General features: G+C 37.8%; 15 protein-coding genes and 1 pseudogene. 7 read left to right on the forward strand and 9 right to left on the reverse strand.

What is annotated here, in order from left to right; genetic code table 11:
* The first annotated feature begins 80 nt into the window (after nt 1–80).
* The 4 genes and pseudogenes from AC0VYC_RS03825 (at nt 81) to AC0VYC_RS03840 (ending at nt 1916) form a co-directional block, all read left to right on the forward strand.
* A pseudogene (locus AC0VYC_RS03825) lies at nt 81–551 on the forward strand (low molecular weight protein-tyrosine-phosphatase).
* Between the two features lie 20 nt (nt 552–571).
* Entirely contained in the window at nt 572–904 is a 333-nt protein-coding gene (locus AC0VYC_RS03830; RefSeq protein ID WP_007496597.1) for a hypothetical protein, read from the forward strand.
* Between the two features lie 18 nt (nt 905–922).
* The gene (locus AC0VYC_RS03835) at nt 923–1741 is read left to right on the forward strand and encodes a YihY/virulence factor BrkB family protein (protein WP_008341753.1); all 819 of its coding nucleotides are present in this window, start codon (nt 923–925) and stop codon (nt 1739–1741) included.
* 31 nt (nt 1742–1772) lie between these two features.
* Complete coding sequence (locus AC0VYC_RS03840) at nt 1773–1916, forward strand: hypothetical protein (RefSeq protein ID WP_186365932.1); 144 nt, start codon at nt 1773–1775, stop codon at nt 1914–1916.
* Between the two features lie 32 nt (nt 1917–1948).
* Here the strand turns inward: AC0VYC_RS03840 and AC0VYC_RS03845 are convergent, their stop codons facing one another.
* Entirely contained in the window at nt 1949–3130 is a 1182-nt protein-coding gene (locus tag AC0VYC_RS03845; protein WP_335350339.1) for an MFS transporter, read from the reverse strand.
* Nucleotides 3131–3205: 75 nt separating this feature from the next.
* Between AC0VYC_RS03845 and AC0VYC_RS03850 the strand changes: the two genes are divergently transcribed.
* The 3 genes from AC0VYC_RS03850 (at nt 3206) to AC0VYC_RS03860 (ending at nt 5566) form a co-directional block, all read left to right on the forward strand.
* On the forward strand, nt 3206–3583 hold the full coding sequence (locus AC0VYC_RS03850; protein WP_039168023.1) for an OsmC family protein: 378 nt from the start codon (nt 3206–3208) through the stop codon (nt 3581–3583).
* 65 nt (nt 3584–3648) lie between these two features.
* The gene (gene cax, locus AC0VYC_RS03855) at nt 3649–4716 is read left to right on the forward strand and encodes a calcium/proton exchanger (protein WP_096881133.1); all 1068 of its coding nucleotides are present in this window, start codon (nt 3649–3651) and stop codon (nt 4714–4716) included.
* A 67-nt stretch (nt 4717–4783) separates the two neighbouring features.
* Nucleotides 4784–5566, forward strand: coding sequence for a YfkD famly protein (locus AC0VYC_RS03860; RefSeq protein ID WP_017358796.1), 783 nt, complete (start codon nt 4784–4786; stop codon nt 5564–5566).
* Nucleotides 5567–5610: 44 nt separating this feature from the next.
* On the opposite strand, the gene AC0VYC_RS03865 is transcribed toward AC0VYC_RS03860, so the two are convergent.
* From AC0VYC_RS03865 to AC0VYC_RS03900, 8 genes are all read right to left on the reverse strand, one after another.
* On the reverse strand, nt 5611–6177 hold the full coding sequence (locus tag AC0VYC_RS03865; RefSeq protein ID WP_335350340.1) for a stage II sporulation protein M: 567 nt from the start codon (nt 6175–6177) through the stop codon (nt 5611–5613).
* Nucleotides 6170–6832 carry an ATP-binding cassette domain-containing protein gene (locus AC0VYC_RS03870; RefSeq protein WP_135010372.1) on the reverse strand — a complete coding sequence of 221 codons (663 nt, stop codon included), beginning with the start codon at nt 6830–6832 and terminating at the stop codon, nt 6170–6172. Before AC0VYC_RS03870 ends, AC0VYC_RS03865 begins: the two co-directional genes overlap by 8 nt.
* A 17-nt stretch (nt 6833–6849) precedes the next feature.
* Nucleotides 6850–8406, reverse strand: a complete 1557-nt coding sequence (locus AC0VYC_RS03875) for a hypothetical protein (protein ID WP_135010374.1) — start codon at nt 8404–8406, stop codon at nt 6850–6852.
* An 18-nt stretch (nt 8407–8424) separates the two neighbouring features.
* Complete coding sequence (locus AC0VYC_RS03880) at nt 8425–8994, reverse strand: YIP1 family protein (RefSeq protein ID WP_135010376.1); 570 nt, start codon at nt 8992–8994, stop codon at nt 8425–8427.
* Nucleotides 8995–9062: 68 nt separating this feature from the next.
* Entirely contained in the window at nt 9063–9260 is a 198-nt protein-coding gene (locus AC0VYC_RS03885) for a hypothetical protein (RefSeq protein ID WP_099679904.1), read from the reverse strand.
* A gap of 462 nt (nt 9261–9722) precedes the next feature.
* On the reverse strand, nt 9723–10442 hold the full coding sequence (locus AC0VYC_RS03890) for a YebC/PmpR family DNA-binding transcriptional regulator (protein WP_007496614.1): 720 nt from the start codon (nt 10440–10442) through the stop codon (nt 9723–9725).
* Between the two features lie 132 nt (nt 10443–10574).
* Nucleotides 10575–10976 (reverse strand): nuclear transport factor 2 family protein, encoded by a 402-nt coding sequence (locus tag AC0VYC_RS03895; RefSeq protein ID WP_327855139.1) that lies wholly within the window; start codon nt 10974–10976, stop codon nt 10575–10577.
* A 100-nt stretch (nt 10977–11076) separates the two neighbouring features.
* Nucleotides 11077–11913: a mechanosensitive ion channel family protein gene (locus AC0VYC_RS03900; RefSeq protein ID WP_475389495.1), complete on the reverse strand. Its 837-nt coding sequence runs from the start codon at nt 11911–11913 to the stop codon at nt 11077–11079.
* Nucleotides 11914–11920: the final 7 nt, after the last annotated feature.

The raw sequence follows: 11920 nt of genomic DNA on the forward strand, positions 1-11920 counted from the left end.
CAAAAGAAAAAGGGCTTGATATGATAGAGAAAAGGTTTTCCAAAGGGACTCTTAGGGAAAAGATAGGAGGAGAATGAAAGATGATTCATGTATTATTTGTGTGCCTCGGCAATATTTGCAGGTCACCGATGGCAGAGGCGATGTTTAGAAAACGTGTCGAAGACGAAGGGCTGAGTGAACACTTTGTGATTGATTCAGCAGGCATTGGCGGCTGGCATCAAGGCAGTCCTCCGCATGAAGGAACACGAAAGCTGCTTGATGAAAAGGGCATCAGCTATGAAGGAATGACGGCAAGACAAATCATGGATAAGGATATCACCACATACGACTATATCATTGCGATGGATGCTGAAAATGTAGGCGCCCTCCGCAGTTTAGCCGGCTATGGAAAACATCACTTTATTGGCCGTCTTCTTGACTTTGTAGAAGACGACGATTGAGACGATGTGCCAGATCCTTATTACACTGGGAACTTTGAGGAAGTACATGATTTAATTGAAACAGGAATTGATCGTTTTTTGACGTATGTAAAAAAAGAGAAACACCTTTAACTGAAAGGAGATCAGTTGAGATGGAAGAGAACAAACAAATCGTGCTTCGGGGAGCTGTTATAGGCGCAGCCTGCGGCATATTGCTGACATTATTTCATCGTCCAACAAGAACTGCACTGAAAGAAAAATGGAATGACTGCCAGCAAAAGCTGGATGAATACCGCCTGGAGCCTGGCAAGATGTCTGCTTGCGTGAAGGGAAAAATGGAAGAAACGAAGCAATTGATGAGAACGGTCTCAGATGATTTGTCTTTTCTGAATGAACAGGTGAATCAGTTAAAGGAAACAACACCAAAGGTATTAGAGATTATTGAAGAAACAAAGGATCACTTTCAAAAGAAACAGAAAGATTGATCATTGGAGATGAGGCGTATGGGTTTTGTTAAAGCGTTAATTGGACGCTTTTTGCTGCATGAAGGACCGGCAAAATCAGCTGAACTTGCGTATTTCTTTTTGCTTTCATTATTTCCGTTTCTCATCTTCGTGCTGACGCTTGTTGGTTATTTGCCGCTGACATCAAAGGATGTTCTAAGCGTCATTTCTGGTTATGCGCCAGAGGGAGCGCTTTCGATGATTGAATCCATTGCCGAAGAGACGCTGAATAACCGTAACGGCGGATTGTTGTCATTCGGGATTATTGCGGCACTCTGGTCTGCATCCAACGGTATTAATGCGGTGGTCAGAGCATTTAACCACGCTTACGAAGTTGAGGAAAATCGTTCCTTCATTCTCGTACGTTTAACATCGATTATCTTAACCATTGCGATGGTGCTTACGATTATTTTTGCCTTGATGCTGCCTGTCTTTGGAAAAGAGCTTGGCTTATTTGTCGCTAAATTAGTTGGGCAGTCAGATGCGTTTCTCACCATTTGGACCGCCATGAGATGGATTATTAGTCCACTGATTTTACTGATTGTTTTTACATCCCTATATTATTTTGCCCCTAATATCAGGCTGAAATTGAAATTTGTGCTACCTGGTGCCATATTTGCTTCTGTTGGCTGGATTCTCGTCAGCATGCTGTTCTCATTTTATGTAGGCGAATTTGCTAACTATAGTGCGATGTACGGAAGCATTGGGGGAATCATTATATTAATGATCTGGTTTTATTTAACCGGCATTATGATCATCCTCGGCGGCGAGCTCAATGCGCTTTTACATAAGCGTAAAATCGTACCAGGCAAGGTGTGAAGAAATCCGGGCATCCTAAAGGAGAACGAACATGTTCAATCTTGACGGATGGGGGAATAACGAGTGTCTAAACAATCGAAAAAAGGCGGAAGCAACACAAAACAAAACAAAGGCCATCAGCCAAAGCACAAAACAAGCGGAAGTGCGAATGGGCAAAATGGGTATCACTAGATGAAAAAACTCCTCTGCATAGGTGCAGGGGAGTTTTTAATGAGAAATGGATTCGTTTCGAGTGTCGACCACTGACTGTGTACGCCCAAATCGAACACAACAAAACACAAATAAAATCACAATGCTGACAAGGTAAAGTAAATTCATGCCCTCGAACGTCTGCACAAAGAATCCGCCAAGAACCGGACCGAGAATACTTCCTGCACTAAACGCCATCCCGCACATCAAATTCCCAGCAGGCAGCAGATGCTTTGGCAATAAGTCCGTCATATAACTGATGCCAAGTGAGAAGGTCGAACCTACAGCCATACCTGCGATAAAGAAACAGATCGCAACAGCCAAAACGGACTGAATGAAAATCCCTGCTAAAAGGAAAAAGAATGAACCGACGAGTGTCACAACTAAAATCATGCGTCGTCTGCCGAAACGGTCACTCAGCATCCCGAGAGGAAGCTGAAAAACAATACTCCCAATCGCAAACGCAGGTAAAATAAATGCAACAGCATCTATCGTCACCCCGCTTCTCAGCGCATACACAGGGAAGTTACTATTGAGCGTCGTTTCTAAAAAGCCATAGCAAAACGGCATCATAAAGGCTACCCAGCCAAATTGAAACGCCTTCTTGAAGCGCTTCAAACTATTTGTCTGCTCTGACGTCTGCATTTCACCTGTATCAGGATATGTATTTTTTAAAACAAACACAAGCAGCCAAATACACAAACTAACTGCACCAGACACAATAAACGGCAAGGATGGATTGATTTCAATGAGTGGTGTTAAAAAAGGGCCAGCGGCAAAACCGAGTCCAAAGGATAACCCATACAATGAAATATTTCGCCCACGATTTCTAGATGATGAGGCATAGGTTACCCACGTCTGTGTGGAGAAATGAAGCATATGATCACCGATGCCGATCATTAGCCGCAAGAAGAACCAGACGATATAAGATTCAATAAAGACAAAGCTAAACAAACTTAAAAAGACAGCAGCGCCCCCAATGACGATCAATGGTTTAAATCCGAAGCGGCGCAGCGGCGCTTCCATAAAAGGAGACGCAAGCAGCACGCCGATATATAAACCGGTGGCATGCAGTCCGTTTAACGTCGGGGAAGTGCCGGCATGTTCGAAAATAATCGAAATAACTGGCAGTAACGCTCCCTGCGAAAAACCAGATACGGATACAAGTAAAATTAAAATCATAAAATGAATTCTCGACATAAGAAGCTCCTTACAAGTTCATGCTTTCATCGTACAATGGAACCATAGGGGTTTCAATAGAAAGGTGGAAAAGGAATGAAGCTGATATACGAAAATGATCGGTGGGTCGCAAATGCTGATCATAGGCAGCTGCCTATTTCGGGAAATGAAGAAGCGGGATACAGGCCGTATCAATTGTTCACCTCGGCTATTGCGGGCTGTTTTGGAGAAATGGTCATTCATGTATGCCGGAAAAAACGAATATCCTATCAAGGGCTGACCATTACACCTGAAACGACAAGAGAAGGAACTGTAAACAAAATCACTCATATTCATTTACATATGATCTTTGAAAGCATCAGCACCTCTGATGAACAGCTGGAAAAAGTAATGAAACTTGCGTTGAAGCATTGCTCCATGGTGCAATCCGTGAAAGGAACGATTGATATCACCCTTTCACACGAACGAATCTAAATGTATATGATGCCGGCACTCACGAAAGAATAACAGTCAGATATGATGTAAAGGAGATTGGCTGTATGAATCGTTTGTTTCTTGTGATTGTCGCAATTGGTGTTCCATTATCTGTAATTGGCAGTTTTCTTCATTTCCCGCAGGCTGTCATGTTCGCCGTCTATTGTATCGCCATCATCGGTCTTGCAAGTTTTATGGGAAGAGCGACAGAGAGTCTTGCCATTATAGCGGGACCAAGAATTGGTGGGTTATTAAACGCTACTTTTGGAAATGCAGTGGAATTAATCATTTCATTTTTTGCATTAAAACAAGGACTCACCGCTATTGTCCTTGCTTCACTCACTGGCTCAGTGATCGGCAATTTACTGCTTGTGGCTGGACTGTCTTTTTTCGTTGGCGGATTGAAATTTAAACGACAAGAGTTCAATGTACACGATGCAAGGCATAACTCTGGGCTTCTTATGTTTGCGATTATTGTGGCATTTGTCATTCCAGAAGTCTTTTCCATAGGGATGGCAGAAGAGCGTCAATTTGTTTTAAGTATCGGCATTAGCATTGTGATGATTTTGCTTTATGTCGCAGCACTCTATTTCAAACTGGTCAGCCACAGAGGTGTTTATGTTGCCAAGCAGGAAATTGCTGAAGGGGAAGCAGCGACGGAAGAAGAAACACCAGAATGGTCTGGGAAGTTTGCCACGGCGATTTTACTCCTTGCGACAATTGCTGTGGCGTATATTTCAGAGCGGCTCGTCCATACATTTGACACAGTCGGAGAACAGTTTGGCTGGAGTGAGCTGTTTATCGGGGTCATCATTGTTGCGATTGTCGGTAATGCAGCAGAACACGCTTCTGCTGTCATTATGGCGTATAAAAACAAAATGGATGTCGCGGTCGAAATTGCTTTCGGTTCTACGCTTCAAGTCGCCATGATGGTCGCACCGATCCTTGTGATCAGCTCTCTGTTTTTTGAAAAGCAAATGCCACTGATCTTCTCATTACCAGAGCTCATTGCCATGGCATCCTCTGTTTTACTAACGGTCATCCTTTCAAATGATGGGGATACGAACTGGTTTGAAGGAGCTACATTGCTCGCTGCCTATTTCATTATGGCGATTGGATTTTTCCTTTTATAATCTTTTGTGGATAAGGGACGTCTTTCGGGAAAATACTATGGAAAAATGAATGAGAAAGAGTGATGATATGAAAAAGATGCCCCGCATCATGTTTGTTGTTCTCTTATCCTTAAGTTTTCTATACAGTTTTCCAGCCGAGGCAGCAAAGCCGTTTAAGGTGCCATCGTCTGTCGCCAGTATCTCAAAGGAAAATACGTATCCAAATGCATCACAGGATCAACCGCTGCTCCAGCCGAGCGAGCTGACGGCCGAATTATTTAAAACAACAAGTGTACCAATTGAAAATACACATTTAATTAAAATGCTGAATGAATCCAGTATCTCAGGTACACCGCTAGCAGTTGGCTACAGGGCAACGATTTTTCTTGGAAGATGGGCACTCAGCTATGATTCAAACGAAACTGTCGCCAATTGGGAATACAAAAAAGTGAACACGAATCACATTGATAATAGAGGCGGAAACAAAACAGCCATCGGCAAATATGTGCAAAAGCAACAAGTAAAAGTAAGTGGAGGGCTCACAGCAAAAGTACCAAACCCAGAAGATGTGAAAACATTGATGATGCAAAAAGCCATCCAAAAAACAAAACTTCCGCTCGCCTTCGACACAGTGATTGGTGCAGGAACAAAGCGAGATCAGTCCTACCACGTCTCTCCGAAAAAAGCAGCATCTCTTCATGCCTATGCACCAGCGATTAATGAAAAAGGAAAGGTCACATACGGAGAAGTGTACCTTGTGCTCAAAGGAAATAAACGCAAACTTGTCGTAAAAAATGTGACCTCACAAGGAATCGGCGCTTGGATTCCTGTTCAGGATCACCTGACGTTTGGGTTTCAAGGGATGAACTAACATACTAAAAACCCCCCTCTTTCACTTTATAGATAAGAGGGGGGTTATTTTGTCGTAAAGTTATTAATGTCAGGCGTGATATAGAACTCTATAATGGCTGAAAGAAATAATAGTATAGTTACGAGCACAAGCCCTGTACAAGTAATTTTGCATATTTTTTTAAAATCTATTTTCTTTTTTTTACCAAACAATAAAAGGATGGCCTCTTTCAGAAGAATAAAACCAATCCCACCAGAAATCATAATAGCCGTCAATTCGCTTATACCATGAGGTAAGATGAGAAGTAATGATTGGAGAGGATGCATTAAATACGGAAGCGAGATTTTAAAAGCTCCACCAATCATTAATCCATTGATAAACAATATGTATACACTAGATAAACCAAAAGTAACCATTCCAACGATCATCATGATACATATAGATAAATTTTGAAAGAAATAATCAAAAAAATGACGTTGATCATTTATTCTAACAATATCCTCTGAATAATCTTCGTTTGTTATATAAAATCCCAAGACCATTCCAATTGTTATGAAGAAAATAGAAGGTAAAATAAGCATTTTTAAAGCATGGTAAAAATCTATTAAGTAACTCTTGATTTTTTTAATCATCAGTAAACAGCTCTTTTAGATTTTCTGTCGTCACGTTCGTTAATTGCTGATGTTGAAGAAGATATGTCGAGTGACTGAGCTCTTCGACAAAGTCTAAAGTATGTGATGAAAAAAGCACACTCCCAAAATGAAGAAATTCTTTTAGCTTCTGAACTAATTTAATACAACTAGATGGATCTAACCCATTAAAGGGTTCATCTAAAATAAGTAACCGAGGTTTTAATAAAAGAGCAAGTGAAATAGCTAATTTCATTTTCATTCCTTTAGAATAGTCTCTAATTAATTTGTTGGACAGGTAGTCAAGTTCAAAGAAAGAAAGCATAGTATTGATTTCTGTAGTGTCTAACTTTTTGTTGTAGAGTCTAGAAACAAAATGGATATATTCCGATGCAGTTAAGTATTCATATACAAGAGAATCATCAGGTACAAAGAAAAGGTGACTTGAATAATGTCGCTCCTTAGGCTGTTTATCTAAAAAACGGATAGCACCATCATCTGTTAATCGTATGCCACAAATGATCTCAAATAGCGTCGTTTTTCCTGCGCCGTTTTTTCCTATAATACCAACAGACTCATGTGGTTTAACATGAAGAGATAAATCATGGAGAATAGATTTGTTGTTAATTTGGACATGAATATTATCTAACTTTAACATTTTATTACTTCTCCTTTTTACTTACTTAAATTAAGGAATTGTATCTTAAGACTAGAGATTTTCAAAATAATAAAAATAAATATCACATAAATCAACGTAGAGATAACAAAAGCAAGGTACTGCTGTTTATCAAATATGATGATCATCAGTCCTTCCAGCAAAAAACAAAATAGAATCAGCAAATTCGCAGACATTTTTGCTTTGCTTGAAGGAAGGTTGCTTACAAAATTCCTTTTAAATTCTGGGTAACTAATGCTTGATAAGAAATAAATACAATTGAATAAGATCATTTGTGTTATTGCCATAACAAAAATGAAAATAAAGAAAGGGAAAGATATTTGAAATACGATTGTAGCTATTGTAAAAAGGATAATGAACAGCGTGATATTAATTGAACTAGAGAGAATAATGTGACTTCGTACGATGAATTTAGGATGAATCCCTGTCAATTTCAGTAGTTGAAAACGTGCACCATGAAAATCGATGCTTGCAAGAAAGCAATATGTATCTGATAACATTTTAACAAAGGCTGCTGACAGAATGATAAAAACTAAACCCTCATTAGCCTTCATGAATGCAGGTATTCTATAATAAAGCAAATATAAAACAAGTATGATAGAAAATAGCGAACTGAATAAAGGCAAGTACGTCATAATCATTTCTTGTTTTCTTTGTCTTTTAATGTAAGCAATCATTAATTGGATGAGAGACAATTCCTTTCTTTCATGAAAGGAAAGGTGAGAAATCATTGTTTTAACCGTTCTGTTTTTTGAATTTTCACCAATGAAATGTGCTTTTACCCCATGCGAAAAAGAAGTTCGAATCAATAACATAACGATGATTAATAATGAAATTTGTAAAAAAACAATAAATTTTTCTTGTAAAATTTTTGGTAAATCCGCAAAAGGTATTTGGGATATCCAGTTGAAAAACGAATGAAGCATTGAAACAGATTGGAAATCTATCTTGTTAGATAAAAAAATGACGGCTAATATAACCAAAACAAAAATTCTCAGAATTGAAAAAAACAATTGGTATGTTGTCGCAATATAACGGTACCCAATAACAGATAAGTAGAAAACGGAAAATTTCATTATATAAAGGAAGCAGACAGAGTTAAGTGTAAATAGAATGCCTAAAAAAACCGAATCTATTTGTGAATAATGGTATAAATAAAGTGTTGGAATAAGAATTGAAGAGATTAAAATCTCTTTCAAAAATGTGGTTTCAAAATATTTTGCTAGTAACAACTCATGAAAAGACAAAGGTGATAAAATTAATAATTTCAGATCATTTTTTGAAGATGTTTTATAAACAGTATTTGTAATAGAGTGCTGAATTCCTGTTAATAAAAAAGTAAAGATGAAGAAGGTTGATATGTAAAAGATCTCGTTATTTGATAATAAATGATTAGTATATAATTGAGTCATTATAGTGGTGAAAACTGCGCTTAATAAAAGAATGACGGATAGAGCGACATGAATAAATAAGTCATTCTTTATTTTTAATTTTGGAAGTCGATAGTAAAAAAAAGATTTTTGTCTAAAATAAATATATGTTAGTACATTTCTCATCAGAAAAATGATTCTCCTTTATCTAAAAATATGAGTTATATCCTTTCCGAAAAATATAATACATACCTCTATGATGACGAAAATTACCGCAATAGGAATTAATTTTTTTATTTTCATGTTGATTAATACATGAAATCCACATATCAATAACACATATCTCCAGATATTAAAGGGATTTATGATAAAGATGGCAAGTGCTATTAGAAAATGATCATATTGAGATATATTGGTGTTATCTAAAAATGGGAAGAATAAAAGGCAGATGGCAAAAAAGGTTTTTGGCATTTGACTAAACCCATAAATTGAAATAGTCGTTTTGAAACTGATTTCTTTATCTAACATAAAAGTATTTAATAATAAATAGATGGTAAATGAAGTAATGAAAAAAGTCATTAATGAAAAACAACTCATACCTAAAGCTATTAAATACAACCACTTGCTTTCCAAAAATTCAAATCGTTCAAAAATGATTTGAATATAAAGTAAGGGTATTAAAGCAGAAAATAATAATGGAAGAGCTACGTTAGGTTTTTTATCAAGAGAGTACATCAATTCTAATGGCTGATAAAAAATCTTGAAAAATCTCATCGCTTATAAACAACCTTTCATTAAAAGAGGGGGTAGTATACGAGCCCCCCTTTGTTAAATCTAGTATACTACCAGTTGACTGCTTGTTTTACTCCCCATTTTGCTACAGCACCTCTAATAATTGGGTAAGCGAGAGCTCCCCATCCATAAGTAGCGCCAGCAAGTGCTATGATTGATAGAATCCCTAAACCATTATTTACAGCATTTACTATTGCCTCTGCTGTACCAATTGTTAGAAAAAACTTTGTGGCTACCTCAAATATCAATGTTTACACCTCCTTTCATGAGCTTTTGTCATTCTTACTTTTTATCTCGCTTCTATAAAAGTCAATCGCATTAAATAAGATCCAAGCAAGGAAAACGAAGTATGCGATTTTTGTGAAATTAGATAAATTATTGAAAATGAAACCTAGAGCAATAAACGGTATAATCATAAATCCATAATATTTTTTCCACCATATTTTAAAAATTGATAACACCACCTTGCATTTTTGTATAATTATGTATTATTTTGTAGTTATTTAATATAATACAATCCGCTTAGGGATTAGTAAACCTTTTTTTGTAATATTTTATAGATTAATAGGATATTTAACCTTAATTTACCTGTGTGAATGAGGCGCTGTTCCTGTTTTGAACAATTTTTTATAGAAACCAATAAGTTGTGCATAAAAAAGCCATGTAACAAGTTGGATGAACTAAACTTGTTACATGGCTTTCGGTCGTCCTTATTCCCCTAAATCCACATTATGATAAACTTGCTGCACGTCTTCAAGCTCTTCTAATACATCGATGAGTTTTTCAAATTGTGCTTTCGATTCATCATCTAATGTCACTTCGTTTTGAGGCAGCATTGTGATTTCAGCGACAGTAAATTCTTCTACGCCTGCCTGTTTGAAGGCTTCTTGAACTTGATGGAATTGATCTGGTTCAGCGTAGACGATCACCGTATCATCTTCTTCCATAATGTCACGTACATCAATATCTGCTTCCATTAAAAGTTCAAGCGTTTCTTCTTCACTTTTCCCCTCGACACCGATCACCGCTGTTTGGTCAAACATGTAAGCAACAGATCCGCTGACGCCCATATTTCCGCCGTTTTTCCCAAATGCTGCACGAACATCAGACGCTGTGCGGTTGACGTTATTGGTCAGGGCATCAACGATCACCATAGATCCGTTTGGACCAAATCCTTCGTAACGCAGCTCATCGAAGTTCTCTTCTGCACCGCCTTTTGCTTTTTCAATCGCACGGTCCACAATGTGTTTTGGGACACTATATGTTTTTGCACGTTCTAGGACAAAACGAAGTGCTTGGTTTGATTCTGGATTTGGCTCACCTTGCTTGGCAGCCACATAGATTTCACGCCCGAATTTTGCGTAAATACGACTTGTATTGGCATCCTTTGATGCTTTCTTTTCTTTAATGTTGTTCCATTTACGACCCATCTTATTCACTCTCTTTCAATTAGTAAATACACAGTATGAGGGTCCCCATGCTGCATGAAATCAATCTGCTTTCTATTATACATGAATCAGTCAAGAGGATAGAAGTAAGAGGGCTGAAAAGAAAAGAATTCCTTAGCTGATATGTCCAAGTTGTTCAAGCGTCTTATTTTTCTCATGCGGTCTAGTCAGCTCATCACACCGAATGATTCTACCATCTAATAAAGTAAATAACGCCATCACATCTATTAGACCGTGGTCTCCTGTGGACAGCTCAACATGTACAGTGTAACGAAAACACCCTTGCTGAGTCTCTTCATCAAACAACATATCATGAAAGGCGGGGATGTCGAGCTGTTTGGTCATGACTTTTAATGTGGAGAGATGCTTTTTAAATTCATTAAGGGAAGAGACCTTTCCATCAGTGACTTGCTGATAATCTGAAGAAAAATAAGTCTCCACCTTTTCTATATCTAATTGGATTAACACCTCTTGATACATTTGCTTAATAAAAAAAATCGCTTCAGTTTTTCTCAATGTAAACATCCTTTCTTTTAGTTAACCGGTGAACTATATAATATTATAATTAACTGGTTAACTAAAAACAATCAAAAAAATAACCTCATCACAAATGAGGTTATTTTGCAGGCTGTGGATAGACGAGATCCTCAAGCAATTTCACATCATGCTGATGAAGTTGTGTGATCATTTCTTTTCGCACAGCGAGGGTGGCTTCGAAGTATTTTTCATCCTCGACCATTCCTTTTACGGTGATCTCAATCCCGCGATTCAATTTATTGAGCCCCATAATGCCATGAACCTGAAAAGGTTCAATGGCGTTTTGGAATTCATCTTTTTTCAGTAAATCATGATGCATTTGATTTAACTGATCACATGCTGTTTCTAGCGCCTTGAAAGCAATGTCAGGATTTTGGTTTGCACTGATCAAGACTGACTCTGTGATACGCATGTAGTGCATATTGTAGTTTTGGATTTGACGAATGTCTCCGTTTGAAATGGTTAACAGCTTGCCGCTCCATTCTCTAATTTGCAAAGACCGGAGACCAATTTCTTCAATGGTTCCGTTAAAAAGATTATTGACCGTCACATAGTCACCTTTATGAATTTGCCTTTCATAAATGAGGAAGATGCCGGCTAAAATATCACGAATCAAGGTCTGAGCGCCAAAACCAATGACAATTCCAGCAACACCAGCCCCCGCAAGAATCTTCCCAAAGTCATGAAAGAATAGAGAAATCACATATAAGACAAAACATATGGAAGCTGTATACTTTGAAACCGATTTGACCAAGCTCTCAATCGTTTTTTTCTTCTTGTCTTCAATGAATTCAGTGCGTTTAAAGAAAATCTGAAGCGCTTTGTTGATCATAAAGACGGCAAGCCAAAGAATAAGGCCAACAAGGAGAATTTCAATGTATTTGTTCTTGACCACTGTCAGAAATGTTTCGTCCATCTATCGG

This window comes from Bacillus sp. iso_77, from assembly GCF_056173625.1.